General features: G+C 73.0%; 22 protein-coding genes. 4 read left to right on the forward strand and 18 right to left on the reverse strand.

All coding sequences use genetic code 11. The annotated features are described in order from the left end of the window. Position 1: 1 nt before the first annotated feature. From def to pyrR, 18 genes are all read right to left on the reverse strand, one after another. Positions 2 to 550 (reverse strand): peptide deformylase, encoded by a 549-nt coding sequence (gene def / locus HT134_RS07205; RefSeq protein WP_175599385.1) that lies wholly within the window; start codon positions 548 to 550, stop codon positions 2 to 4. A 4-nt stretch (positions 551 to 554) separates the two neighbouring features. Next, on the reverse strand, positions 555 to 1,913 hold the full coding sequence (locus HT134_RS07210) for a hypothetical protein (RefSeq protein ID WP_175599386.1): 1,359 nt from the start codon (positions 1,911 to 1,913) through the stop codon (positions 555 to 557). Positions 1,914 to 1,983: 70 nt separating this feature from the next. Next, positions 1,984 to 4,077, reverse strand: a complete 2,094-nt coding sequence (locus HT134_RS45330; protein WP_312888010.1) for a hypothetical protein — start codon at positions 4,075 to 4,077, stop codon at positions 1,984 to 1,986. A gap of 49 nt (positions 4,078 to 4,126) precedes the next feature. Continuing rightward, positions 4,127 to 6,436, reverse strand: a complete 2,310-nt coding sequence (locus HT134_RS07220; protein ID WP_175599387.1) for a primosomal protein N' — start codon at positions 6,434 to 6,436, stop codon at positions 4,127 to 4,129. Positions 6,437 to 6,815: 379 nt separating this feature from the next. After that, positions 6,816 to 8,003, reverse strand: a complete 1,188-nt coding sequence (gene metK, locus HT134_RS07225) for a methionine adenosyltransferase (RefSeq protein WP_175599388.1) — start codon at positions 8,001 to 8,003, stop codon at positions 6,816 to 6,818. 126 nt (positions 8,004 to 8,129) lie between these two features. Continuing rightward, positions 8,130 to 8,498 carry a hypothetical protein gene (locus HT134_RS07230; protein WP_175588768.1) on the reverse strand — a complete coding sequence of 123 codons (369 nt, stop codon included), beginning with the start codon at positions 8,496 to 8,498 and terminating at the stop codon, positions 8,130 to 8,132. A gap of 96 nt (positions 8,499 to 8,594) precedes the next feature. Beyond that, on the reverse strand, positions 8,595 to 9,788 hold the full coding sequence (coaBC, locus tag HT134_RS07235; RefSeq protein ID WP_175599389.1) for a bifunctional phosphopantothenoylcysteine decarboxylase/phosphopantothenate--cysteine ligase CoaBC: 1,194 nt from the start codon (positions 9,786 to 9,788) through the stop codon (positions 8,595 to 8,597). 25 nt (positions 9,789 to 9,813) lie between these two features. Then, positions 9,814 to 10,083 (reverse strand): DNA-directed RNA polymerase subunit omega, encoded by a 270-nt coding sequence (rpoZ, locus tag HT134_RS07240; protein WP_175588770.1) that lies wholly within the window; start codon positions 10,081 to 10,083, stop codon positions 9,814 to 9,816. Positions 10,084 to 10,088: 5 nt separating this feature from the next. Continuing rightward, complete coding sequence (gene gmk, locus HT134_RS07245; protein WP_217707669.1) at positions 10,089 to 10,661, reverse strand: guanylate kinase; 573 nt, start codon at positions 10,659 to 10,661, stop codon at positions 10,089 to 10,091. A 137-nt stretch (positions 10,662 to 10,798) separates the two neighbouring features. Continuing rightward, entirely contained in the window at positions 10,799 to 11,122 is a 324-nt protein-coding gene (gene mihF, locus HT134_RS07250; protein WP_020541698.1) for an integration host factor, actinobacterial type, read from the reverse strand. Positions 11,123 to 12,114: 992 nt separating this feature from the next. Further along, the gene (gene pyrF / locus HT134_RS07255; RefSeq protein WP_175599391.1) at positions 12,115 to 12,813 is read right to left on the reverse strand and encodes an orotidine-5'-phosphate decarboxylase; all 699 of its coding nucleotides are present in this window, start codon (positions 12,811 to 12,813) and stop codon (positions 12,115 to 12,117) included. Further along, the gene (locus HT134_RS07260) at positions 12,810 to 13,787 is read right to left on the reverse strand and encodes a dihydroorotate dehydrogenase (RefSeq protein ID WP_175599392.1); all 978 of its coding nucleotides are present in this window, start codon (positions 13,785 to 13,787) and stop codon (positions 12,810 to 12,812) included. Before HT134_RS07260 ends, pyrF begins: the two co-directional genes overlap by 4 nt. 136 nt (positions 13,788 to 13,923) lie before the next feature. Continuing rightward, on the reverse strand, positions 13,924 to 14,775 hold the full coding sequence (locus tag HT134_RS07265; protein ID WP_312888011.1) for a dihydroorotate dehydrogenase electron transfer subunit: 852 nt from the start codon (positions 14,773 to 14,775) through the stop codon (positions 13,924 to 13,926). A gap of 52 nt (positions 14,776 to 14,827) precedes the next feature. Beyond that, positions 14,828 to 18,118, reverse strand: a complete 3,291-nt coding sequence (gene carB, locus HT134_RS07270) for a carbamoyl-phosphate synthase large subunit (protein WP_175599393.1) — start codon at positions 18,116 to 18,118, stop codon at positions 14,828 to 14,830. After that, on the reverse strand, positions 18,105 to 19,211 hold the full coding sequence (carA, locus tag HT134_RS07275; RefSeq protein ID WP_175599394.1) for a glutamine-hydrolyzing carbamoyl-phosphate synthase small subunit: 1,107 nt from the start codon (positions 19,209 to 19,211) through the stop codon (positions 18,105 to 18,107). Before carA ends, carB begins: the two co-directional genes overlap by 14 nt. Beyond that, entirely contained in the window at positions 19,208 to 20,494 is a 1,287-nt protein-coding gene (locus tag HT134_RS07280; RefSeq protein WP_175599395.1) for a dihydroorotase, read from the reverse strand. Before HT134_RS07280 ends, carA begins: the two co-directional genes overlap by 4 nt. Further along, the gene (locus tag HT134_RS07285) at positions 20,491 to 21,411 is read right to left on the reverse strand and encodes an aspartate carbamoyltransferase catalytic subunit (protein ID WP_175599396.1); all 921 of its coding nucleotides are present in this window, start codon (positions 21,409 to 21,411) and stop codon (positions 20,491 to 20,493) included. Before HT134_RS07285 ends, HT134_RS07280 begins: the two co-directional genes overlap by 4 nt. Further along, a complete protein-coding gene (gene pyrR / locus HT134_RS07290; RefSeq protein WP_175588778.1) occupies positions 21,408 to 21,953 on the reverse strand; it encodes a bifunctional pyr operon transcriptional regulator/uracil phosphoribosyltransferase PyrR in 546 nt (181 codons plus the stop codon). Before pyrR ends, HT134_RS07285 begins: the two co-directional genes overlap by 4 nt. A gap of 137 nt (positions 21,954 to 22,090) precedes the next feature. On the opposite strand from pyrR, the gene HT134_RS07295 reads away from it, so the two are divergent. Genes HT134_RS07295 through HT134_RS07310 form a run of 4 tightly spaced genes read left to right on the forward strand, consistent with a single transcriptional unit; the run spans position 22,091 to position 26,599 of the window. Continuing rightward, positions 22,091 to 23,335, forward strand: a complete 1,245-nt coding sequence (locus HT134_RS07295) for an arginine deiminase (RefSeq protein WP_175599397.1) — start codon at positions 22,091 to 22,093, stop codon at positions 23,333 to 23,335. 23 nt (positions 23,336 to 23,358) lie between these two features. Next, positions 23,359 to 24,294, forward strand: a complete 936-nt coding sequence (gene arcC / locus HT134_RS07300) for a carbamate kinase (protein ID WP_175599398.1) — start codon at positions 23,359 to 23,361, stop codon at positions 24,292 to 24,294. 17 nt (positions 24,295 to 24,311) lie between these two features. Next, entirely contained in the window at positions 24,312 to 25,733 is a 1,422-nt protein-coding gene (locus HT134_RS07305; protein ID WP_175599399.1) for an amino acid permease, read from the forward strand. Further along, positions 25,733 to 26,599 (forward strand): universal stress protein, encoded by an 867-nt coding sequence (locus tag HT134_RS07310; protein WP_175599400.1) that lies wholly within the window; start codon positions 25,733 to 25,735, stop codon positions 26,597 to 26,599. The genes HT134_RS07305 and HT134_RS07310 overlap by 1 nt, the downstream gene beginning before the upstream one ends. Positions 26,600 to 26,721: the final 122 nt, after the last annotated feature.

Consider the following 26,721-nt stretch of genomic DNA (forward strand, 5'->3'; position numbering starts at 1 on the left):
CTCACAGCGCCTTTCCGCCGGTGGCGTGCGGCGAGAACTTGACCGTCGGCGCGGACAGGCCGCTCCACTCCGCCTCGCGGATGGCCTTCATGGCCAGCTTGCGCTGCTTGGGGTCCATCCGGTCGATGAACAGGATGCCGTCGAGGTGGTCGGTCTCGTGCTGGAAGCAGCGCGCCATCAGGTCGGTGCCTTCGAGGACGACCGGCTCGCCGTGCATGTCGAAGCCCTTGGCCACGGCGCGGACGGCGCGCGGCGTCGGGTAGGTCAGCCCCGGGAAGGACAGGCAGCCCTCCTCGCCCTCCTCGTCCATCTCGGACGACAGGTCGAGGTCGGGGTTGATCAGGTGGCCGAGCTGGTCGTCCACGTAGTACGTGAACACGCGCAGCCCGACGCCGATCTGCGGGGCGGCCAGGCCCGCGCCCGGCGCGTCCATCATCGTGTCGGTGAGGTCCTTGACCAGCTTGCGGAGCTCCTTGTCGAAGTCGACGACCGGGGCCGCCGGGGTGCGCAGCACCGGGTCTCCGAACAGCCGGATCGACTGGATCGCCAAGGGGTCACTCCGTTTCGCTTGGATGGGGTGAGCCCAGTTTAGTGTGCTCGACGGATCGCGCCTTCATCGCCGCCTTGCGCGCCGCCTTGACGACCGCCGGGTCGTCGTGGGCGGAGGCGAGCATGTCGAGGACGGCGATCGTGTCGGGATGGCCGACGGCGGGCATCTCGCCGACGAGCCGGATCAGGTCCTCGCCGGGCTCGGGCGGGTCGAGCCGCCCGGCGGCGTGGCCGGACAGGTGCATGAGGGCCGCGAGGGAGTCGACCGCGATCCAGGTGTGGTCGTCGGCGCTCAGCGCCGGGGCGTCGAGGTCGCGGATGTGCAGCCAGGACGCGGCGTAGCGGCGCATCAGCGGCAGCTCCAGGGCCTCGCGCAGGGGCTTCTCGGCCTCGGGCCCGAGCTCCTCCAGGATCGCGCCGACGGCGCCACGCTGCCCGGCCGTGCCCTCGGCGGCGATCTCGATGAGCTCGCGGGCGGCCTCCTCGGGGGGACGCCGCTCCAGCCAGCCCGCCACGGCGCTCTGCGTGGCCGTGCCCTTGACCAGCGCCTCCACCAGCTCGGCGGCGGACAGGTCGGCGAACACCTCCACCTCGGCGGCCGTGGGCGCGTCGTGGCCCTCGCGCACCAGGTCGCGGCGGATCGCCCACACGCCGAGCGGCGTGAGCGCCGTACGGCCGGCCTCGGTCTGCTCGACCAGGCCGCAGTACGCGAGCAGGGACAGCGCCTCCAGCAGCTCGGCGGGCAGCGAGGCGGCCAGGCGGCGCAGCTGCACCGTGCCGGGCTCGCAGGCGACCTCGTGGGACTGGAGGATGCCGCGGGCGAGGTTGGCCACGGCCACGCCGGAGCGCACGGAGTAGATGGTGGCCAGCATCTCGGCGAGGTGCTCGTCGACCACGGCCGAGCCGGTCAGCCCCTCGTCGGCGCGGTCGAGGACGTCCATGACCACGCCGTCCCAGAACTCCAGCGTCGCCTCGACGGTCAGCATCTCGGGCAGCGGGCCGCGCAGGGCCTGGCCGCGGACGATCTGCAGCAGGCCGGTGTTGACCGCGACGATCCAGATGAGGCGCAGCCGCGCCGCGTCGACGCCGAGGGTCTCGGCAGCGGCGGCGGCGTCGGCCTCGGCGAGCAGCCCTTCGGGGGTGACGGGACGGGTGCCGGTCCACGCGGTGAGGCGGATGGCGTCGGCCACGAGGGGCACGGCGGGCACCAGGCGGGCCAGCCGGGCGTCGGGCACGAGCGTCACGGGCGGGAACGTCAGGGCCTCGTGCTCCTCGGCCGCCTCCTGCGGCGGCCGCGGCGGCATGGCGGGCTGCTCATCGATCAGCTTGCGCAGCTCGGCGAGGTCGAAGACATTGTTGGCCACCCAGGAAACTTACTGCACACGAGTCACAGGGACGTACTCATCGCGGATCCCGGCCGGGTTCGCCGGGGTTCTACCTGATGGCCCGGGATCGGGCCTTGAAGGCGGCCTTGCGCGCCGCCTTGGCGACCGTCCCGTCGGGGATGGAACGGCCGAGGAGTTCGAGCACGTCCACCACGTCGGGGTGGTCGACCCGCCACATCTCCTCGATGAGGTGGGCGGGCGGGCCGGAGGCGGCCATGTTCTCGGCGAAGACGTCGGGGTCCTCCTGGGCCGCGGGCATGGCCAGGGCCAGCATGTCGACGCTGACCCAGAGCAGCTCGTCCTGGGTGAGCGCGGGGGCGGGCAGGCCCCGGGAGGTGAGCCAGTGGATGGCGTGCGGGCGCAGCTCGGCGTCGTCGAGGCAGGCGCGCACCGCGGGTTCGGCCTCGGCGCCGAGGCGGTCGACGATGGTGACGGCGATGCCGCGGGCCACGGCGGGCGCGCCGGACGCGGCCGTGAGGAGCTGGGCGGCGGCCTCGCCGGGGGTGCGGCGGCTGAGCCAGCGGGCGATGTCGTCCTCGGCCATCTCGGTGGGCACGCCGTCGAGCAGGCCCCCGACGAGGCCGGTGGCGTCGGACTCGGCCAGGTCGGGCGCTTCGGGGGCGTCGATGCCGAGCGCCAGGTAGTGCTCGCGCAGCGCCCACACGGCGAGGGGCGTCAGCCCGGCCGAGCCGCTCCACCGGGTCGCACCCCGGGCCGTCTCCGGTCGTCCACCCCGCGCGGCCGCCTCCCCGCCGAAGCGGGCGGGCGGACCGCCCGGTGCAGCCGCTTCCCCGCCGATGCCGGCAGGCCGTCCGCCCGATGCAGCCGCTTCCCCGCCGAGGCCGGCAGGCCGTCCGCCCGACGCGGCCTCCTCTGCGCCGAGGCCAGTGCGACGTCCATCGCCATCGGCCGGTTCCCCGCCCGATCCGGACGCCTGCCCACCCGCTCCGGCCGGTTGCCCGCCGCTCCTGGGCGGGCGGCCGGGGCCGCGGTGGGCGGACGTCCCACGCTGGAAGCCGAGGACCCGGCGGCCCCCGGCCGTGTGCGGGGCGTCGGCCCCGGGGAGAACGGCGACGCCGATGCGGCCCGCGACGGGCGCCATCGGCCGGCCTCCCGGGGCCGTGCCCGTGCCGACCGGCGGGGCGGCGCCTCCACCGCCCGCCCGCGTCCCCCGGGGCGGGAGCGTCCCGGGCGGGTCGGGCGCCATCTCGATCAGCCCGCACCAGGCCAGCCGGTCGAGGGTCGCGGGCACGTCCACGTCGCCGTCGTCCACGACCTCCTGGAGGTAGTCGCCGATGACGGCGACCGGCACCCGGGTGCGCAGCCGGTAGAGCATGTCGAACAGGTCGTAGAGCTCCTCGTCCAGCTCCGCGCTGCCGGTGACCGCGCCGCGGGTGTCCTGGTCCACGAGGTAGGCGACCGCGCCGGCCCACAGCCGCAACGCCTCGTCCCCGTCCTCGCCGCCGTTCCCGTCCTCGTCGTCGCCCTCGTCACCGAAGCGGCCGGCGTCGTAGTACGCGTCGAGGTGCCGTCGCAGGCCGACCGCCAGCTCCCGGTACGGCTCCTCCGGAGCGTCCTGCCGCAGCGCCGTCCAGAGCGGCACGCGCGCCAGCGCCTCCAGCAGCTCGCCGGGCGCGGCGAGCCGGACGCCGGGCAGCGGCGAGCACCCCGGGCAGTCGCACGGCGCCTCCCCCAGGTCGGGCAGCTCGCCGGACGGGATCGCGACCGACTGCTCCAGGGACTCGGGCCCGATGGAGCTGAACAGGCTCTTGGCCATGCCGAAGTTGGACTCGTCGGCCAGCGCCTCGGACATGCGGGGCGCGATGTCGTCGATGCGCTCGCGCATGGCCCCGGCGGTGGCGGCGCTCACCTCGCCGTTGTCCTGGAGGTAGTCGACCAGGGTGCGGGCGGCGGCCACGGTCTGCGGGGCGCTCTCGGGCGGGGTGATCACCTTGCGCGGGTAGATGGACAGCAGCAGCTCGTCGAAGGTCGCGGGGGTGAAGTCGCCCGGCTCGTTGACGTCGAGGTAGTCGCTGGCGTAGTCGCAGAGCAGACGGACCTCGTCCGCGTCCACCTCGACTCCCCGCGCCCGTCCCCAAGCACGCAGGTCGTCGATGGCCTGGTTCACCCATTCGATCGACACAAAGGCACGCTAACGGCTGACTTACGGATGAGCGAATCGGGGAAACGGCCTAAATCAGGTCGAGCGGGTCGACACTCACCCTCACGACATCCGGCGCCTTACGCGCCGCGCGCACTCCGCTGGCCCCTTTGAGCGCCGCGGCCAGCACCGCTCCTCCCGGGCGTGGCACGCGGATCATGGCGCGTTCCTGTCCGGCCTCGTCGATCGGCACCGGTCCGAGCACCTGCGCCTCCGCGGGCAGCCGTACCTCGTCGAGCATCTGCCGCACCGCGGCGGAGGCGCCCGTGAGCGTCGCCATCCGCACCGCGGGCGGGAACCCCAGCTCGGCACGGTCGGCCAGCTCGCGTTCGGCGTGCGTGATCGGATCCCAGCGCAGCAGCGCCTGGACGGCCGGCAGCCCCGCGTCGGCCAGCACCACCAGCTCGGCGGCGGGACGGAGCAGGGCGGCGGCGTTCATCCAGCGGCGCAGCGCCTCCTCCGAGGCCCGCAGGTCGGCCCGGCCGAGCAGCGACCACGCGTCGAGCAGGACGGCGGCGGCGTAGCCGCCCTCGGCGACCGGCTCCGCGCCCGGGGTGGCGACGACGAGGGCACGCGCGGCGGGCACGGAGGCCAGCACGCCGTCACGGCCCGACGTGCGCACCGGGGTCGAGGGGAAGGCGCGGCCCAGCTCCTCGGCGGTGCGCCGGGCCCCGACGACCACGGCCCGCAACCGCGCCCCGCCGCAGTGCGGACACCTCCAGCCGGGATCCACGCGCCCGCACCAGCGGCAGAACGGGGCCGCGTGGCCGGCGCGCAGGGCGAGAGGTCCGTGACACAGCTGCGCGTCGCCGGAGACGCCCAGCTGGGCGGGCCGGTCGGCGAGGCGGGTGGGGGGCATGGCGCACCGGGCCGGCGCGCGGCACTGCTGGCACGCCACGGCGGGCAGGTAGCCGCGCCGCGGCACCTGCACCAGCACCGGCCCCTCCTCCAGGCCCTGGCGCAGCGCCCGCCAGGCCAGGCTGGGCAGCCGCGCCGCGCGCGCCGCCTGGTCCTTGGCCAGCTCGGCGTCCTCGCCGGCCGGACGTACGCGGGGGGCGAGGCTCCGCACGGTCCGGCGGTCGGCCACGATCGGCCGCGCCCAGCGGGCGGCGATGAGCTGGGTGGCCTCGGCGGTGCGGGTGTGGCCGCCGATGAGCATGGCCGCGCCCGAGCGGTGGGCGCGCAGCGCCAGCACCTCGCGGGCGTGCGGGTAGGGGGCGAGCCGTTCGGCGTGCAGGTCGTCGCCGTCGTCCCAGATGGCCACCAGCCCGAGCCCGGCCACGGGGGCGAACATCGCGGCCCGCGTGCCCACCACCGCCCGCGCCTGGCCGCGGAGCAGGCGCAGCCAGCGGCGGTAGCGCTCGGCGGGGCCGAGGTCGGCGGTGAGCGCCACGTGGTCGCCGGGCTCCAGCGCCTCGGACAGGGCGGCGTCGGCCAGGGCCACGTCACGGCCGTCGGGGACGACGACGACGGCGCCCCTGCCGCCGTCCAGGGTGGCCCGCACGGCCTGGGCGATCTCCGGCGCCCACCCGCGGGCGCCCGGCAGGGCCTGCCAGACGGCCCGCGGTGCCCTGCCGTCCCGCAGGGCGGCCAGGAAGGACGTGCCGGCGGGGTACGAGGCCCAGGGGCCCGCCGCCTCGCCCGCGTCCGCCTCGGGGACGCCTGAGGCGGCGTGCGCCTCGGGGATGTCTGAGGCGGTGTGCGCCTCGGGGATGACTGAGGTGGCGTGCGCCTGTGCTCCGGAGCCGCCTGAGGAAGAGGCAGCCGGTACGTCGGGAACGCCCGAGGAAGTCCCCGGAGCGGGCCGCCCGGGGAAGCCCGAGGAGTCGGGAGCCGGTGCTTCGGAGACCCCCGACGAGACAGGAGCCGGTGCTTCGGGGACCTCCGAGGAGGCGGGAACGGGGGCCGGGGTCTCGGCCTCGGCCTTGGCGTGGCGCGGCGGGACGGCCAGGCGCAGGACGTCGGCCAGGGTGCCCGCGTACCGGTCGGCGACCGCCCTGGCCAGGCCCGCGATCTCGGGCGTCAGCACCCGTTCGGGGGAGACCACGCGCTCCAGGGCGGTGAGCGCCCCGGCGTGCTCACTCTGCCCGACCCGTTCGAGAAGGAACCCGTCGACCAGCTTGCCGGCGAACCGCACCCGCACCCGCACCCCGGGCTGCGCGCTCTCGTGCATCGAGGCGGGCACCAGGTAGTCGAAGGGCCGGTCGAGGTGGGGCAGCGGGTTGTCGACCGCCACCCTGGCCACCGGCAGGTCAGGGGCGGGAACCGGCGCCCCCTTGGACGGCGCCACCGCGGGCCGCACGGCGTCGAGCGGCAGCAGGGCGTCGTCTGAGTCGGTCACGGACTACGTCTACCAGAACCCCGCCACCTGCAAGACCACGCCAGGGTTCCCCGTCCGCCCGCGGGCGGCCCACCCCGGGCGCACGGCCCGCCCGGCCGCGCGTGAGGGCCGCCCGGACGAACCGGCTCCAGGCCCAGCCCGTGACCGCACTCCCCCGCCCCAGGAGCGCCCGTCGCCGCCGGGAGGGGAGGAGACCACCGGATACCCGCCTATCACCCGAAGACGGCACCAGCCCACGCGACACCGTCCCGCACCACGTACCGGCGCCACGAGGCCGCGCCGGCCCCCGACCCTCCGGTCGGGGGCGGCGGAGCCGGACGCGCGGATGCCGCGCCCCGCCGAAGCGGAACGCGGCATCCGTCGCGGAAGAGCCGCGGGCTCAGAGGCCGGCGGCGGCGCGCAGAGCCTCGGCGCGGTCCGTGGACTCCCAGGAGAAGCCCTCGCGGCCGAAGTGGCCGTAGGCGGCCGTCTCCGAGTAGATCGGGCGCAGCAGGTCGAGGTCGCGGATGATCGCGGCCGGGCGGAGGTCGAAGACCTGGAGGACGGCCTCCTGGATCTTCTCCACCGCCAGCTTCTCGGTGCCGAAGCACTCGACGAACAGGCCGACCGGCTGGGCCTTGCCGATGGCGTAGGCGACCTGGACCTCGCAGCGGTCGGCCAGGCCGGCGGCCACGACGTTCTTGGCGACCCAGCGCATCGCGTAGGCGGCCGAGCGGTCCACCTTGGACGGGTCCTTGCCGGAGAAGGCGCCGCCGCCGTGGCGGGCCATGCCGCCGTAGGTGTCGATGATGATCTTGCGGCCGGTGAGGCCGGCGTCGCCCATCGGGCCGCCGATCTCGAAGCGGCCGGTCGGGTTGACCAGCAGGCGGTAGCCCTCGGTGTCGATGTCGAGGCCCGCGAGCACGGGGTCGACCACGTGCTCCTTGATGTCGGGCGTCAGCATCTCCTTGAGGTCGATCTCGGCCGCGTGCTGCGTGGAGACCACGACGGTGTCGAGGCGGACCGGCTGGTCGCCGTCGTACTCGATGGTGACCTGGGTCTTGCCGTCGGGACGCAGGTAGGGCACGGTGCCGGACTTGCGCACGTCGGCCAGGCGCTTGGCGAGCCGGTGGGCCAGCGTGATCGGCAGCGGCATCAGCTCGGGGGTCTCGCGGCAGGCGTAGCCGAACATGAGGCCCTGGTCGCCGGCGCCCTGCCGGTCGAGCTCGTCGCCGTCGCCGCCGACGCGGTGCTCGTAGGCGTCGTCGACGCCCTGGGCGATGTCGGGCGACTGCGCGCCGATGGACACCGAAACGCCGCACGAGGCGCCGTCGAAGCCCTTGTGGGAGGCGTCGTAACCGATCTCCAGGATCTTCTCGCGGATGACGCCGGGGATGTCGACGTAGGTCTCGGTCGTCACCTCGCCCGCGACGTGGACCTGGCCGGTGGTGATCAACGTCTCGACGGCGACCCGGCTCTTGGGGTCGTCCTTGAGCATGGTGTCGAGAATCGCGTCACTGATCTGGTCAGCGATCTTGTCCGGGTGGCCCTCGGTGACCGACTCCGAGGTGAACAGGCGGCGTGACAACTCAGTGGCTCCTCATGCAGCGGCTGCTGACGGATGTGCGGCTCCGGCTGCTGTACGGGCCAGGGCCTCGCGAAAGTCTAGCCCTACCCGCACTCCGGTCGCGAAACCGCCACGCGAACAGGGACTTCACAGATCGGGCAAGGGATCGGGAGGAAGGGTCTCGGGGGCGAAGATCTCGGCGTCGGCCGCGGCCACGACCGCCGCGTACTCCTCGTCGACCTCGAACGCCATGGACCCGAGCTCGATCACGGGGCGTGGCGCCTGCATGATCGGCCCGAGCCGGGTGTGGCGCGGGAAGGCGGCGTGGACGGAGACGGGACGGTCGGTCCTGAGCATGCGGGTGGCGAGCACCGAGATGGCCTTGTCCGTGACGACGATGAGGAAGTTGGCGGCTCCGGGCGGGCCGATGGACAGCGCGGGGAAGACGTAGAGGATCTGCTCCTGCTGGCCGAGCAGCGTCCTGCAACGATCCCTGACAGCGGAACTCACCGGCATCGGGTCCCCCCTCGTGCCAAGTATCCGCAGCCCGAAGGGGTGCCGCAACAGCCGATCCGGTAATCGACCGGTCCGGAAGCGGGGCTCCAGCGACGCTCAGGCGAGACGGGAGGCGACGAGGTCCCAGACGACGTCGGCGACGTCCTCCTTGGGGCCGCGCGGCACCTCGACGGGCTCTCCACCGGCGACGAGGACGACGGCGGCGTTGTCAGGGGTGCCGAAGGCGAGGCCGGGGCCGACCTCGTTGACGACGAGCAGGTCGCAGCCCTTGCGGGCGAGCTTGGCCTGGCCGTTGGCCAGCACGTCGTCGGTCTCGGCCGCGAAGCCGACGATCACCTCCGGGTACGGCCCGCGCGCCCCCCGTGACTGCCCCAGCTCCGCCAGCACGTCCGGGTTCTTGACCAGGGCGATGGCCTCCGGCTCCCCGTCCGTCTTCTTGATCTTGGAGTCGTGCCGGACGGCGGGCCGGAAGTCGGCGACGGCCGCCGCCATGACCACCACGTCGGCGCCGGGCGCCGCGGTGAGCACGGCGTCGCGCAGCTCGGCCGTGGACTCGACGCGCACCACCGTGGCGCCGGCCGGGTCGGGCAGGGCGACGTTGGCGGCGACCACGGTGACCTCGGCGCCCCTGGCCACGGCCGTGCGGGCCAGGGCGTAGCCCTGCAGGCCGGAGGAGCGGTTGCCGATGTAGCGGACCGGGTCGATGGGCTCGCGGGTGCCGCCGGCGGAGATCACCACCTTGCGTCCCGCCAGGTCGCGGGGGCGGCCGCGCAGCACGCGCAGGCACACCTGGAAGATCTCGGCCGGGTCGGGCAGGCGGCCGGGCCCGGTGTCGGCGCCGGTGAGCCGACCCACGGCCGGGTCGATCACGATGGAGCCCCGCTCGCGCAGCGTCGCGACGTTGGCGCGGGTGGCGGGGTGCTGCCACATCTCGGTGTGCATCGCGGGGGCGAACACCACGGGGCACCGGGCGGTCAGCAGGGTGTTGGTGAGCAGGTCGCCGGCCAGCCCGTGGGCGGCCCTGGCGAGCACGTCGGCGGTCGCGGGCGCGACCACGACGAGGTCGGCGCCCTGGCCGATGCGGACATGGGGCACCTCGTGGACGTCGTCCCACACCTCGGACGACACCGGATGGCCGGACAGGGCGGCCCAGGTGGGCTCGCCCACGAATCGCAGCGCCTCACGGGTCGGCACGACCCGCACCTCGTGTCCCGACTCGGTGAAGAGCCGCAGGAGCTCACACGCCTTGTAGGCGGCGATGCCGCCGCTGACGCCGAGGACGACCTTCATCAGAGGACGACCTTCATCGAAGGGGTCAGACCGCGCCTTCGATGGGCTCGGCGTTGAGCAGGCCCTCGGAGACCTCGCGCAGCGCGATGGACAGCGGCTTCTCCTGGGCGTGCGTCTCGACCAGCGGGCCGACGTACTCCAGCAGGCCCTCGCCGAGCTGGGAGTAGTAGGCGTTGATCTGGCGAGCGCGCTTGGCGCCCATGATGACCAGGGAGTACTTGCTGTCGACGATGTCGAGCAGCGCGTCGATCGGAGGGTTGGTGATGCCCTCGGCGACCGGGGCCGTGCTTGCCACGATGGTCAGACCTCTCGGTTGGTGGTTGTCGTGACCCCCAGAGGGTCGGTCATCAAGGCTATCAGCCGATGGCACACGTCTTTGACATCCGTGTTCACCAGGGTGAGGTCGAACTCCTGCTCGGCCGCCATCTCGATCCGCCCCGCCTCCAGGCGGCGGGCGATGACGTCCTCGGGCTCGGTGCCGCGTCCGCGCAGCCGCTTCTCGAGCTCCTCCCAGCTGGGCGGGGCGAGGAAGACGAGCAGCGCGTCCGGCATGGTCCGGCGGACCTGCCTGGCGCCCTCCAGGTCGATCTCCAGCAGGGTGGGGACGCCCGCGGCGAGCTTGTCCAGCACGGCCGCGCGCGGCGTGCCGTAGCGGTTGCCGGCGAACTCGGCCCACTCCAGCAGCTCCCCCGCCTCGACGAGCCGGTCGAACTCGGCCCCGTCGACGAAGAAGTAGTGCAGCCCGTTGACCTCGCCGGGCCGGGGCCTGCGGGTGGTCACCGAGACCGACAGCCACACCTCGGGGTGTGCCCGCCGGATCTCGGCGACGACCGTGGACTTGCCGACGCCCGACGGTCCCGAGAGAACCGTCAGGCGCCTGTCACCGGAGGGGAGGAAGTCGACCTTCGTCCCGGCGCGGACCGCCTCTCGGGCCCTTGCATCGCCGGACCAGGACCTCTCGGTCACCTTCCTACCCCCCGTCGAACCTGCGCTTTCGTGTGGAACAGAGACTAGCTCTCGTTGCCACCGAACTCGCGCTCGAGGGAAGCCCTCTGGTTCGCGCCGAGACCCCGCACGCGGCGGGACTCGGCGATGGCGAGCCGCTCCATGAGCTGCTTGGCGCGGACCTTGCCCACGCCGGGGAGCGATTCCAACAGAGCCGAGACCTTCATCTTGCCGATGACGTCGTCGGTCTGCCCATCCTTGAGCACCTCAGCCAGAGATACCGCGCCGTGCTTGAGCCGGTTCTTGACCTCGGCACGCTCTTTACGGGCCTTGGCAGCCTTCTCCAGGGCTGCGGCGCGCTGCTCAGGGGTCAGGGGAGGAAGAGCCACGCCGGGTCACCTCGAATTTCTTGTCGACGTACTCGGACGGCACTGGAAACTAGCTGGTCATCAGCCCCTAAGCAACGCCAAGTCCAGTTTCTCTCCTGACAAAGTCAACTTCGTCACTTTGTGTGGCCATGACACTACGGTGTGCTGATGAAATCGCTTGCACTTCCGACGTCCCGCGACGCTCGGGAGCTCCGGCGCGAAAAGGGACGATGATCGCATTATTGGCGATCTCTATGTCCGAAACCCCACGTCGGACGGCGTCCCAAACCCGCCGGAGTCGCGTTCCGGCGAGGCTTGTGGCAAGATTTGATCTTGTTCGTGGGGACGCTCCCCGGCCTGGGGGACGCCGGCTCCGCGCGGCCTCGTCACGCCTTCGCGTCGATCTTGTGGCCGCGCGTGGGGACGGCGTCCGGCAGACCGTGCTTCGCGGCGCGGTCTGCCGCCGGCGGGGCGGCGGACCGGCCCTCCGGGACCGGCACGGCGTCCTCCGCGGCGCGACCCTCCGCGACCCTCCGCGACACACCGTTCCGCTCCGGTACGCGACTCTGAGCGCCGTCCGCACGCGGGGCGGCGGCTCCGGGGCGACCCGAGACGGCGTCGGCGAGGTGCGGCGGCACCGGTAGCGGCCTTCAGAGGGCCCAGGGCGAGGCTGAGACGTCCCGCGCTCACCCGGAGGCCCGACGGCCCCGAGCGTCGGCCTGGAGCCGCCTCCGGGCACACGGACGCGGCGCACACTGAAGCGGCGCACACTGACGCGGCGCGCCCGGCAGCGCGCGGCTTGAAGCGGGGCTCTCGGCGGCGCGTGGCTCGCGGCACGGCACGGCACGACGCGGCACGGGCCCCTGGGGCGCAGGGCTCGCCAAGGGCGCGGGCTCAGAGGGCGTCGAGAGACCGCTCGCGGTGCAGGACGACGTCGAGAGACCGCCGGCGGTTCAGGAAGGCGTCGAGGGGCCGCCGACGGTTCAGGAGAGCGTCGAGAGATCGCCCGCGGTTCAGGAGGGCGTCGTGCGGCGCAGGGCGGCGGCGATCGAGGCGGCCGCGGCCCCCGGGTCCGGGGCGGCCGTGATGGGCCGCCCGATCACCAGCAGGTCGGCGCCGTCCGCGAGCGCCTGCTCCGGCGTCGCCACCCGGGCCTGGTCCTGCGCGTCGGCCCCCGCCGGGCGCACCCCCGGCGTGATGAGCGTGATGTCCGGCCCCACCTCGGCCCGGACCGCCGCCACCTCGTTGGGGCTGCACACGAGCGCCGTGGCGCCGGCCTCGACCGACATGGCGGCCAGCCGCCGCACCGCGTCGTCGGCCGGCCCCGCCAGGCCGATGGCGGCCAGGTCGGCCTCGCCGAGCGAGGTCAGGACCGTCACGGAGGCGATCTGGGTGTGCGGGGCGGCCTCCACGGCCGCCCGGATCATCTTGGGGCCGCCCGTCGCGTGGACGGTCAGGATGGCCGGGCGCAGCCGGGAGACGGCCCTGGCGGCCCCGGCGACCGTGTTGGGGATGTCGTGCAGCTTCAGGTCGAGGAAGACGCGCACGCCGCTGGCTCCGCGTACGGAGGCGATGACGTCGGGCCCGTAGCGCAGGTACAGCTCCAGGCCGACCTTGACGGTGCTGACGTGCGGGGTCACCAGCCCGGCCCAGCGGGCGGCGGTCTCCAGGTCAGGGGCGTCGAGGGCGACGGCGATGGGTGCGGGCGTCACGGGGAGCTCTCCTCAGAGTCGACGAGCAGGTGCCGGGGGGCGCTCCCCGGCGGACGGTGGGCCAGGCCGACGGCGTCGGCCAGCCGCTGGAATCCGCGCGCCTGGAGCAGGTCCTCCAGCTCGCGCTCGATCCGCAGGCACGCGTACGGGTCGTGGAACAGCGCCGTGCCCACCCCGACCGCGCAGGCGCCCGCCAGGATGAGCTGGAAGGCGTCGTCGCCGGTCATGACGCCGCCGACGCCGATCAGCGGCACGCCGGGCAGCGCGGCGTGCACCTGCCACACACACCGTACGGCCAGCGGCAGGATGGCCGGACCCGACAGCCCGCCGGTCACGGCGGCCAGCGACGGCCGCAGCGCCACGGTGTCGATGGCCATGCCGAGCGGATTGTTGATCATGGACAGGGCGTCGGCGCCGGCGTCCACGCAGGCGCGGGCGACGGACACGATGTCGGCGACGTCCGGGGCCAGCTTGGCCACCACCGGGACGTCGTAGCGCATGATGGAGCGCACAGAGGCGATCACCTCGGCCGCGGCGGCCCCCTCGCGGGCGAAGACCCGGCCGCGGTCCTCGATGTTCGGGCACGACAGGTTGACCTCGAGCGCGGTGACGCCGGGCGCGTCGGCGAGCCTGCGGGCCAGCTCGGAGTACTCCGCGACGGTGCCGCCGCCGACGGAGACGATGGTCCTGATGCCGCGCTGGGCCAGCCAGGGCAGCTCGCGTTCGAGGAAGGCGTCGATGCCGGGGCCCTGGAGGCCGACGGCGTTGAGCATGCCGGAGGCGGTCTCGGCCATGCGCGGCGTGGGACGGCCCGCGCGCGGCGCCATGGTGACGGACCGGGTGGTCAGCGCCCCGAGCCGGTGCAGGTCGAAGAACTGGGCCAGCTCGCGTCCCGAGGCGGCGCAGCCGGCGGCGGTGGTGACGGGGTTGGCGAGCTCCACGTGCGCGAGGAACGTGCGCATGTCGACGGGCATGTCACCTCACCCGCGCCCGCGCCCGCGCGGGACGGTCGCCGGCCGGCATGTCGCGCACGCCCCTCCGGCGCCCGACCGGCGCGGCGGACACGATCCCCGGCGCTCCAGGGACGTGTCGGGCACGACCCCCCGGTGCTCAGCCGGCATGGCGGGCACCGCCCCCGGGCGCGCCCAGGGCGTCGAACGGGATCGTCCCGACGTCCTCGAAGCGCACCCGCTCCCCCCGGAAGACCGGCCCGTCGGCGCAGGCGCGCACCATCCGGGTCACCCCGTCGTCGCCGATGACCGGCAGCACGCACGTCATGCACACGCCGATCCCGCAGGCCATCGCCTCCTCCACCGCCACCTGCACCGGGATGTCGAACTCCATCGCCACGGCCGTGACCGCCCGCAGCGTGTCCATGGGGCCGCAGGCGTAGACGGCGTCGGCGCGGGTGTCGGCGATCACCGACGGCAGCGCGTCGGTGACCTTGCCGCGCAGCCCCAGCGAGCCGTCCTCGGTGGTGAGCGTGGTGGTGGCGGCCATGCGCCGGGCCCGCATGGCGCCGAAGACCCGGTCGGCGCTCGCGCCGCCGAGCAGGAAGTCGACCCGGCAGCCGCGCTCCATGAGGGCGTCGGCCACCGGGAACAGCACCGCCGCGCCGTACTCGTCGCCGACGAGCACACAGTGGACGGGGTCGCGCGGCAGCGGGAACGGCCGGCCGAGCGGCCCGACCAGGTCGAGCGTGTCGCGGGCGCGCCGCTCGGCCAGCCAGGCCGTGCCGGGGCCGCGCACGGTGAAGACCAGCTCCACCGTGCCGCCGTAGTCGGGCTTGACGTCGTGGACGGTGAACGCCCGGCGGGTGATCATGGACGTGCGCGGCCCGCCGACGGCGACGGACACGAAGTGGCCGGGCCGGTGGCGCTCGGCGATGCCGGGCGCCACCACCGTCAGCGCATGGTAGGCGTCGACGCGGCGCGTCGTCAGCACCGTGCCCGTCACCTGCACCGGAGTGCCGGCCAGTCTCCTTCACCTCCTGTGGGCCGCCCTGGGCCCCCTGCTAGCCCCGCAGCGCCTGCGCGTGCTCCTGGAGGGACCGTACGCCCACATCGCCCCGGACGATGGCCTGGATGCCCGCGGCGGCCGCCGCGAGTCCGGAGACCGTGGTGATGCACGGGACGCCGCGCAGCACCGCCGCGGTGCGGATGTCGTACCCGTCGAGACGCGGGCCGGACTGCCCCGGGCTGCCGAACGGCGTGTTGACGATCAGGTCCACCTCGCCGTCGAGGATGCACTGCACGATCGTCGGTTCACCTCCGGGCCCGGGCCCCTCGCTGTGCTTGCGCACGATCTTGGCATGGACGCCGTTGCGGCGCAGCACCTCGGCCGTGCCCTCGGTGGCGAGGATCTCGAAGCCGAGGTCGGCCAGCGCCCGCACCGGGAAGATCATCGCACGCTTGTCGCGGTTGGCCACCGACACGAACGCGCGTCCCTTGGTGGGCAGCTCGCCGTAGGCGGCGGCCTGGGACTTGGCGTAGGCGACGCCGAAGAACCGGTCGATGCCCATGACCTCGCCGGTGGAGCGCATCTCCGGCCCGAGCACGGTGTCGACGCCGCGGAAGCGGTTGAAGGGCAGCACCGCCTCCTTGACCGCGATGGCCGCCTCCATGGGCAGCGTGCCGCCGTCGCCCTCGGCCGGCAGCATGCCCTCGGCGCGCAGCTCGGCGACCGTCGCGCCGAGCATGACCCGGGCCGCCGCCTTGGCCAGCGGCACCGCGGTGGCCTTGGAGACGAACGGCACGGTGCGGCTGGCCCGCGGGTTGGCCTCCAGGACGTACAGCACGCCGGCCGACATCGCGTACTGGACGTTGAGCAGGCCGCGCACGCCGACGCCGCGGGCGATGCCCTCGGTGGCGGCGCGGATGCGCTTGATGTCGTGGCTGCCGAGCGTGATGGGCGGCAGAGCGCACGCCGAGTCGCCGGAGTGGATGCCGGCCTCCTCGATGTGCTCCATGACGCCGCCGAGGTAGAGCTCCTCGCCGTCGAACAGCGCGTCGACGTCGATCTCGATGGCCTCGTCGAGGAACTTGTCGACCAGCACGGGGTGGCCGCCCTCCTGGGCCGCCATGTACCGGCTCAGCGTCTCGTCGTCGTAGACGATCGCCATGCCGGCGCCGCCCAGCACGTACGACGGCCGCACCAGCACGGGGTAGCCGATCTCCCCCGCCACGCTCAGCGCGCCGGCCACGGTGGTGGCGGTGCCGTGCTTGGGCGCGGGCAGGCCGGCCTCGGCCAGGACGCGGCCGAACGCGCCGCGCTCCTCGGCCAGGTGGATCGACTCGGGCGAGGTGCCGACGACGGGCACGCCGGCGTCCTTGAGCGCCTGGGCCAGGCCCAGCGGCGTCTGCCCGCCGAGCTGGACGATGACGCCCACGACCGGGCCCGTCTGCTGCTCGGCGTGGACCACCTCCAGGACGTCCTCCAGCGTGAGCGGCTCGAAGTAGAGCCGGTCGGAGGTGTCGTAGTCGGTGGAGACCGTCTCGGGGTTGCAGTTGACCATGACGGTCTCGAACCCGGCCCGCGACAGCTCGAACGAGGCGTGCACGCACGCGTAGTCGAACTCGATGCCCTGCCCGATGCGGTTGGGGCCGGAGCCGAGGATGATCACCTTCGGCCGCTCGCCGGCGGGGACCTCGTTCTCCTCGTCGTAGGTCGAGTAGAGGTACGGGGTCTTCGCGGCGAACTCGGCGGCGCACGTGTCGACCGTGTTGTAGACGGGGCGGACGCCGAGGGCGTGGCGCAGGTCGCGCACCCGCGCCTCGCCGACGCCGCGGATCTCACCGATCTGCGCGTCGCTGAAGCCGTGGCGCTTGGCCCGCTCCAGCACGGCGGCGGTCAGCTCGGTCGCCGCGCCCAGCTCGGCGGCCTCCTCGTCGAGCAGGAAGAGCTGGTCGATGAACCACGGGTCGACGCTGGTCGCCTCGTACAGCTCCGCGGCCGTGGCGCCGGCCCGGATGGCCTGCTGCATGGTGCGCAGCCGCCCGTCGTGCGGGGTGCGGCAGGCGTCCAGCAGCTCCTCCTTGGCGGGCAGCTCGCCGGGCGCCCAGGAGAACGCCGAGCCGGACTTCTCCAGCGAGCGCAGCGCCTTCTGCAGCGCCTCGGGGAAGGAGCGGCCGATGGCCATGGCCTCGCCCACGGACTTCATGTGCGTGGTCAGGGTGCGGTCGGCGCCGCGGAACTTCTCGAAGGCGAAGCGCGGCACCTTGACCACGATGTAGTCGAGGGTCGGCTCGAAGGAGGCCGGGGTCTCGCGGGTGATGTCGTTGGGGATCTCGTCGAGGGTGTAGCCGATGGCCAGCTTGGCGGCGATCTTCGCGATGGGGAAGCCGGTCGCCTTGGAGGCCAGCGCGGACGAGCGCGACACGCGCGGGTTCATCTCGATGACGATCATGCGGCCGGTGCGCGGGTCCACCGCGAACTGGATGTTGCAGCCGCCGGTGTCGACGCCGACCTCGCGGATGACCGCGATGGCCACGTCGCGCATGTTCTGGTACTCGCGGTCGGTCAGCGTCAGCGCGGGCGCGACGGTGACGCTGTCGCCGGTGTGGACGCCCATCGGGTCGATGTTCTCGATGGAGCACACGATGACGACGTTGTCGGCCTTGTCGCGCATGACCTCCAGCTCGTACTCCTTCCAGCCGAGGATGGACTCCTCCAGGAGCACCTCGGTGGTCGGCGACGCGTCGAGGCCCGCGCCGGCGATGCGCCGCAGGTCGGACTCGTCGTAGGCGAAGCCGGAGCCCACGCCGCCCATGGTGAACGACGGCCGCACCACCAGCGGGTAGCCCAGCTCTCCCGCGGCGGCCAGGCAGTCGTCCATGGTGTGGCAGATGACCGAGCGGGCCGACTCGGCGTTCAGGCCGTGCTCGCGGGCGACCTTGGCGACGATCTCCTTGAACCGCTCGCGGTTCTCGCCGGCCTGGATGGCGTCGAAGTCGGCGCCGATCAGCTCGACCTCGTAGCGCTCCAGCACGCCCGACTCGTGCAGCGCGACCGCGGTGTTGAGCGCGGTCTGGCCGCCCAGGGTCGGCAGCAGCGCGTCGGGCCGCTCCTTGGCGATGATCTTCTCGACGTACTCGGGGGTGATCGGCTCGACGTACGTGGCGTCGGCGAACTCCGGGTCCGTCATGATCGTGGCGGGGTTGCTGTTGACCAGGATCACCCGGAACCCCTCGGCCCGCAGCACGCGGCAGGCCTGGGTGCCGGAGTAGTCGAACTCGCACGCCTGTCCGATGACGATCGGCCCGGAACCGATCACCAGGACCGACCTGATGTCCTCACGCTTGGGCACGGTTCATGACCTCGCAGAACTCGTCGAACAGATAGGCGGCGTCGTGGGGGCCGGCGGCGGCCTCCGGGTGGTACTGGACGCTGAAGGCGCGGCCGTCGAGCAGGCGCAGGCCCTCCACGCAGCGGTCGTTGAGGTTGACGTGGCTGACCTCGGCCGGACCGAACGGGGTGTCGAACGGCCCGTCGAGCGGCGCCTCGACCGCGAACCCGTGGTTGTGCGCGGAGATCTCGACCTTGCCCGTGCGCACGTCCTGGACCGGCTGGTTGACCCCGCGGTGGCCGTAGCGCAGCTTGTAGGTGGACAGGCCGAGGGCGCGCCCGAAGAGCTGGTTGCCGAAGCAGATGCCGAAGAACGGGGTGCCGCTCGCCAGCACCTCCCGCAGCGGCTCGACGTCGGCGGTGGCCGGGTCGCCGGGGCCGTTGGAGAAGAACACGCCGTCGGGCCGCAGGCCGAGGATCTGCTCGGCGGTGGCGGTCGCGGGCAGCACGTGCACCTCGCAGCCGCGCTCGGCCATGCGGTGCGGGGTCATGCCCTTGATGCCCAGGTCGACGGCCGCGACCGTGTAGCGCTTCTCGCCGATGGCGGGCACCACGTACGGCTCGGCGGTGGCCACCTCGGCGGCCAGGTCGGCGCCCTCCATGACCGGCGCCTGGCGTACGCGCTCGACCAGGGCCTCCACCGGCTCGCGCGGCGCGCTGAAGATGCCGGCGCGCATGGCGCCGCGCTCGCGCAGGTGGCGGGTCAGGGCGCGGGTGCCGGGGATGGCGATGCCGACGACGCCCTGCTCCTTGAGGTAGTCGTCGAGCGAGCGGTTGGCCCGCCAGCTGGAGACGACGCGGGACGGCTCGCGCACGACGTAGCCGGCCACCCACACGCGGCCCGACTCGGGGTCCTCGTCGTTGACGCCGGTGTTGCCGATGTGCGGGGCCGTCATCGCGACGATCTGCCGGTGGTAGGACGGGTCGGTCAGGGTCTCCTGGTAGCCGGTCATGCCGGTGTTGAAGACCATCTCGCCGAACGTCTCGCCCTCGGCGCCGTAGGGGGTCCCGTGGAAGACGCGGCCGTCTTCCAGTACGAGCACCGCTTGAGTCACGTGAGCTTCCCTTCGAGGACGGTGGGCCGGCCGCGCAGGAACGTCGCCACCACGCGGCCCGGCAGCGTCATGCCCTCGTAGGGCGTGTTCCTGCTCTTGGACGCGTAGCCGGACGGATCGACCGGGGTGCGGACGGACGGGTCATAGAGGGTGATGTTGGCCGGCGCGCCGGCCTCCAGGGCGAGGCCGTGGCCGGGCAGGCGGCCGATGCGCGCCGGGGCGGCCGACATGCGCTCGGCCACGCCGGCCCAGTCGAGCAGGCCGGTGTCGACCATGGCCTCCTGGACCACGCTGAGCGCCGTCTCCAGGCCGATCATGCCCATGGCCGCGGCCGACCACTCGGTCTCCTTGTCCTCGACCGGGTGGGGGGCGTGGTCGGTGGCGACCACGTCGATCGTGCCGTCGGCCAGCGCGTCGCGCAGCGCCTCGACGTCGGCGCGGGTGCGCAGCGGCGGGTTGACCTTGTAGATGGGGTTGTAGGCGCCCACCGGGGAGTCCTCGACGAGGTCGTCGGTGAGGAGCAGGTGGTGCGGGGTGACCTCGGCCGTGACGTTCCAGCCCTTGGACTTGGCCCAGCGGATGATCTCGACCGAGCCGGCGGTGGAGACGTGGCACACGTGCAGGCGGGAGCCGACGTGCGCGGCCAGCAGGCAGTCGCGGGCGATGATCGCCTCCTCGGCGACCGCGGGCCAGCCGGTCAGGCCGAGCCGGCCGGAGACGACGCCCTCGTTCATCTGGGCGCCCTCGGTCAGCCGCGGCTCCTGGGCGTGCTGGGCGACGACGCCGTCGAACGCCTTGACGTACTCCAGGGCGCGCCGCATGAGCACCGCGTCGCTGACGCACTTGCCGTCGTCGGAGAAGACGCGGACCCGGGCGGCGGAGTCGGCCATCGCGCCCAGCTCGGCCAGCCGGACGCCCTCCAGGCCGACGGTGACCGCGCCGACCGGCTGCACGTCGCAGTGGCCGTGCTCGCGGCCGAGCCGCCACACCTGCTCGACCACGCCGGCGGTGTCGGCGACGGGCGAGGTGTTGGCCATGGCGTGGACCGCGGTGTAGCCGCCGCGGGCGGCGGACTGGGTGCCGGTCAGGACGGTCTCGGCGTCCTCGCGGCCGGGCTCGCGCAGGTGGGTGTGCAGGTCGACGAGGCCGGGCAGGGCGATCGCGCCGCGGCCGTCGACGACCTCGCCGCCGCTCAGACCGGGCCCGATCTCGGCGATGAGGCCGTCCTCGACACGGATGTCCACGGGTTCCCCGCCGAGAACCCGCACATTCTTGATGATCATGCTACGGTCTCTCCCCCGAGCAGCAGGTACAGGACGGCCATGCGGATGGTCACCCCGTTGGCGACCTGCTCGACGATGGTCGAGCGCGGGGAGTCGGCCACCTCGGCGGCGATCTCCATGCCCCGGTTCATCGGGCCGGGGTGCATCACGATGGCCTCGTCGGGCATCTTGGCGAACCGGTCGCGGTCGAGGCCGTAGCGGCGGGAGTACTCGCGCTCGCTGGGGAAGTACGCGGCGTTCATCCGCTCCTTCTGCACCCGCAGCATCATCACCGCGTCGGACTTCGGCAGCGCCGCGTCGAGGTCGTAGGAGACCTCGCAGGGCCAGCTGCCGACCGAGACCGGCAGCAGCGTGGGCGGCGCCACCAGCGTGACGTCGGCGCCGAGGGTGGCCAGCAGCAGCACGTTGGAGCGGGCGACCCGGCTGTGCAGCACGTCGCCGACGATCGTGATGCGGCGCCCGTCGAGGCCGCCGAGGCGGCGGCGCATCGAGAACGCGTCGAGCAGCGCCTGCGTGGGGTGCTCGTGGGTGCCGTCGCCGGCGTTGACGACGCTGCCGCGCACCCAGGTGGCCAGGCGGTGCGGAGCGCCTGAGGAGCCGTGCCGGATGACGACCGCGTCGGCGCCCATGGCCTCCAGGGTGAGCGCGGTGTCCTTGAGCGACTCGCCCTTGGAGACGCTCGACCCCTTCGCCGAGAAGTTGATCACGTCGGCCGACAGGCGCTTGGCCGCGGCCTCGAACGAGATGCGCGTGCGGGTGGAGTCCTCGAAGAACAGGTTGACCACGGTGCGTCCGCGCAGCGTGGGCAGCTTCTTGATGGAACGTTCCGAGACCCTCGCCAGCTCCTCGGCGGTGTCGAGGATGAGCAGCGCGTCGTCCTTGGTGAGGTCGCCGGCGGAGATGAGGTGGCGGTTCACTTGGCGCCCTCCTTGATCAGCAGGACGGCCTCGCGCCCGTCGGTCTCCTCCAGGTAGACCTTGACCTTCTCGCTCTTCGCGGTCGGCAGGTTCTTGCCGACGTAGTCGGCGCGGATGGGCAGCTCCCGGTGGCCCCGGTCGACGAGCGTGGCCAGCTGCACGGAGGTCGGCCGGCCGAGGTCGTTGAGCGCGTCGAGCGCGGCGCGCACGGTGCGGCCGGAGTAGAGGACGTCGTCGACCAGCACCACGGTCTTGCCGTCGATGCCGTCGGGCGGCAGCTCGGTGCGGCCGAGCGGCCGGGCGGGCTTGAGCCGCAGGTCGTCGCGGTACATCGTGATGTCGATCGAGCCGACGGGGATCTTGACCCCTTCGAACTGCTCGATGCGGTCGCCGAGGCGGCGCGCCAGCGTGGCGCCTCGGGTCGGGATGCCGAGAAGGACGACTTCGCCGGCGCCCTTCGTGCGCTCGAGGATCTCGTGCGCGATGCGGGTCAGCGCCCGATGGATGTCCGGGCCCTCGAGGACGGCCCTGGATTCGGACATGGGGAATTCACCACCTTTCCCGCCTCACGGGACGGGTCTTAAAGGGTGTTGGCCGCACTCACATTACCAGGCGTCACCAGCCACAACAGGGCGGGGCCATCCGCGTGACACCGCGCTCCTCGGGGAAGAGACAGACAATGACGTTCCATGTCGATTCGGAGGTGGGCCGGCTCCGGCAGGTGTTGCTGCACAAGCCCGACCTGGCGCTCAAGCGGCTGACGCCCACCAACAAGGACGATTTCCTGTTCGACGACGTCCTGTGGGTGCAGCGGGCGATGGAGGAGCACGAGGAGTTCCAGGACGCGCTCCGCCGTCGCGGCGTCGAGGTGCACATCCTGGCCGACCTGCTGCGCGAGACGGTCGAGATCCCCGAGGCGCGCAAGCACATCCTGGACGCGATCGTGGACGAGCGGTTCATGGGTCCCCTGGCGGTGGACGACGTGCGCAACACGCTCGACGCGATGGACTCGGCCACCCTGCAGACGTACCTGACGGGCGGGATCACCAAGAGGGAGCTCGCGGCGATGGGCTGCGACCCCAAGTCGGTCGCCTACCACTCGCTGCCGGAGGACGGCTTCGTGCTGCCCCCGCTGCCCAACCACCTGTTCACGCGCGACACCTCGTGCTGGGTGTACGACGGGGTCTCGATCAACGCGATGCGCAAGAAGGCCCGCATGCGCGAGACCGTGAACATGGAGGCGGTCTACCAGTACCACCCCACGTTCGCCGACGGCTTCGGCGTGCCGCAGAAGGGCGGCTTCCACGTCTGGCTGCCCGGCCACGCGGTCGCGCCGGCCACGCTGGAGGGCGGCGACGTGCTGGTCATCGGCCGCGGCGCCGTGCTGGTCGGCATGAGCGAGCGCACCCGCCCGCAGGCCGTCGAGATGTTCGCCCAGCGGCTGTTCCAGGCCGGCTCCGTGACGAGGATCGTGGCGCTGAACATGCCGAAGGCGCGCGCCTTCATGCACCTCGACACGGTCATGACCATGGTGGACGTGGGCGTGTTCACCAAGTACGCCGGGCTCGGCATGCTGCCGTCGTACACGATCGAGCCGGGCGACACCGAGAAGGAGCTGAAGGTCACCGACCACCCGCCGGAGGACATGCACCGGGCCATCGCCCGCGCGCTCGGCCTCGACGACATCAAGGTGCTCACGCCGACCCAGGACGTGTACGCCGCCGAGCGGGAGCAGTGGGACGACGGCTGCAACGCGCTGGCCGTCGAGCCCGGCGTGGTCGTCGCCTACGAGCGCAACACCACGACCAACAACTTCCTGCGCGACAACGGCATCGAGGTCATCACCATCCGGGGCAGCGAGCTGGGCCGGGGCCGCGGCGGGCCGCGCTGCATGAGCTGCCCGCTCGAACGCGACGGGATCTGAGACGAGAACGGGAAGGGGGCAGGATGCGGGTCATCGTCGCCCTGGGCGGCAACGCGGTGCTGCAACGGCAGCAGAAGCCGGACGCCCACACGCAGGTCGCCAACGTGGCCGCCGCCGTGCGGACGCTGGCCGGCCTGGCCGACCGGCACGAGCTGGTCATCACGCACGGCAACGGCCCGCAGGTCGGGCTGCTCGCCCTGGAGAGCGCCACCGACCACCACCTGACCCGGCCGTACCCGTTCGACGCGCTCGGAGCGCAGACCCAGGGCATGATCGGCTACTGGATGCTCCAGGCCCTGCAGAACGCGCTGCCCGGCCGCCAGGTCCTCGCCATGGTCACGCAGACGCTGGTCTCGGCGGTCGATCCGGCCTTCGACGACCCGGGCAAGTTCGTCGGCCCCGTCTACGACCGCGACGAGGCCGCCAAGCTGGCCGAGGAGTACGGCTGGACCGTCAAGCCGGACGGCGACTACTGGCGGCGGGTCGTCCCCTCCCCCGCGCCGCAGCGCGTCGTGGAGACCCGGCTCATCCGCCGGATGCTGGGCGAGCGGGTCATCGTGATCTGCGCCGGGGGCGGCGGCGTGCCGGTCATCCGCGACGAGCACGGCCGGCTGTCGGGCGTGGAGGCCGTCATCGACAAGGACGCGACCGCCTCGATGCTGGCCGAGGCCCTGGACTGCGACGCGCTGCTCATCCTCACCGACGTGCCGCGCGTGATGCGCGGTTTCGGCACCCCCGCGCAGAGCGAGATCGGTCACACCACCCCGCACGAGCTGCGCGCCCTCGACTTCCCGGCCGGCTCGATGGGGCCGAAGGTCGAGGCGGCGTGCAGGTTCGTCGAGACGACCGGCGACATGGCCGCCATCGGCCGGCTCGACCAGGCCGAGCAGATCCTGGAGGGCTCCGCGGGCACCATCGTCACGCCCAACGCCCGCTGGCCGCTGACGAGCACGCTCTAGGTCCGTAGGAGGTTCCGGTGACACTGGCCCAACGGCTGTTCCGCACCAAGCCGACCGCGCAGATCGTCGCGGAGGGCGGCCGGGGCGAGGGCGGCGAGCTGCGCCGCACGATGTCCCTGTGGCAGCTCACGCTCTTCAGCGTCGGCGCGACGCTCGGCACGGGCATCTTCGTCATCCTCGGCCAGGCCGTGCCCAAGGCCGGTCCCGCGGTCGTGCTGTCGTTCGTGCTCGCCGCCGTCACGGCCCTGTTCTCGGCGCTGTCGTACGCCGAGCTGGCCGGGACCATCCCGGTGTCCGGCTCGTCGTACTCGTACGCGTACGCGACGCTGGGCGAGCTGATCGCCTGGGTGTGCGGCTGGTGCCTCATGCTGGAGTACGCCGTCTCGGTGGCGGCCGTGGCCGTCGGCTGGGGCCAGTACCTCAACTCGTTCCTGCACAGCCTGTTCGGGTGGACGCTGCCGACCGCGATCATCGCCTCCCCCGGCCAGGACGGCGGCGTGATCAACCTGGCCGCCATCCTCATCGTCGTGCTGGCCACCTGGGTGCTGCTGTACGGGGCCTCCGAGAGCGCCACGGCCAACGCCGTCTTCGTGCTCGTCAAGGTGGTCGTGCTGCTGTTCTTCTGCGTGGTGGCGTTCTCGGCGTTCCAGGCCGGGAACTTCACGCCGTTCGCCCCGCTGGGCGTCGCCGGCATCACGGCCGCCGCCTCGCAGGTGTTCTTCTCCTACATCGGCTTCGACGCGGCCTCCACCGCCGGCGAGGAGGCCAGGAACCCCAAGCGGGACCTGCCGCTGGCCATCATCCTGTCGCTGGTCATCGTGACGGTCCTGTACGTGCTCGTCGCGGCGGCGGCGGTGGGCGCCATGCACTGGACGCGGTTCGACCCGGAGAGCACCGAGGCGAGCCTGGCGCAGATCGCCGACCTGGCGACCGGCTCCACGTGGGCGGGGCTCATCGTGTCGTTCGGCGCGGTCATCGCCATCGCCAGCGTCGTGCTGACCGTCATCTACGGCCAGACCCGCATCCTGTTCGCGATGTCGCGCGACGGGCTCATCCCCCGGGTGTTCCAGAAGGTCAACCCGCGCCACCAGGTGCCGGTCGCCAACACGCTCATCGTCGCGGCGTTCATCTCGGTGCTGGCCGGGTTCGTGCCGCTCGGCCAGCTCGCCGAGGCCACCAGCATCGGGACGCTGTTCGCGTTCCTCATCGTGAACATCGGCGTCCTCGTCCTGCGCTACCGCAGCCCCGAGCTGCCCCGCAGCTTCCGCACGCCGTTCTTCCCGCTCACCCCGGTGCTGGGCGCGATCTTCTGCGCCCTGGTGATGGCCGGGCTCGCGGGCGTCACCTGGCTGGCCTTCGGCCTGTGGATGCTGGTGGGCATGGCCGGGTACTTCCTGTACGGCTTCCGCAAGTCGCGCCTGAACGCGGAGGTGGTCTGATGCGGTTCGACGACATCCTGGCCGGAGCCATCCCGGAGCCGAGGGGCCGCGACGGGCTCGTGCTGGCGGCGCTGCTGGCCAAGCAGGCGGGCGGGCGGCTCACGGTGGCCGCCATCGAGCCGCCGGCCTGGCACACGCCCGGTCCGGCGCGCGCGGAGGAGGCCGCCTGGCGCGCCTACCTCAAGGAGCAGGCCGAGGCGACGCTCGCCCAGGCCCGGCAGATCGCCGGTGAGGACGCCGAGTACGTCGCCCACGCGCACAAGGGCAGCGGGCGCGGGCTGGTGGAGCTCGCGCGCCGGCGCTCGGCGGACGTCGTCGTGATCGGCTCGGCGCCGGGCGGGGCCAAGGGCCGCATCGCGATCGGCAGCACCGCCGACCAGCTCCTGCACTCCTCGCCGGTGCCGGTGCTGGTGGCCCCGCGCGGCTACGCCGACGACCCGCCGGGCGTCTTCGAGCGCATCACGGTCGCCTACCGGCGCAGCCCGTGCTCCGACGCGGCGGTCGCCTCGGCCGCCAAGGCGGCGGCCTCGCTGGAGGTCCCGCTGCGCCTGGTCACGATGGTGCTCAGCAGCGGCAAGAGGGTCGAGATCGAGGAGCGGATGCTGGAACGGCTGCGCGACCAGACCGCGGCCGACCTCAAGGTGGCGGCGCGGGGGCACCGGCGGCGGCTGGACGTGGACGTGGAGGTGCTGGAGGGACGGAACGTGGCCCAGGCGCTCGTCACGACGTCGTGGCGGCCCGGGGAGATCCTCGTGTGCGCGTCGAGCACGGGCGGGCCGCTGCGCCGCGTCTTCCTCGGGGACACCTCCGTCAAGATCGTCAAGGCTGCCCCGTGCCCTGTGATGATCCTCACTCGACAACCGTGAAACGGAAAACTCGTACTCGACAAACGGTGACGAAGTACCGTTATTGCCGGGACAACTGGGACTAATGTGGCGTAGCCTCCCGGATCGGATTCGGCATCTTTTTTCCAATCAGCTTGACCTTG

Source organism: Nonomuraea rhodomycinica (assembly GCF_013363995.1).
GTDB classification, from domain to species: domain Bacteria; phylum Actinomycetota; class Actinomycetes; order Streptosporangiales; family Streptosporangiaceae; genus Nonomuraea; species Nonomuraea rhodomycinica.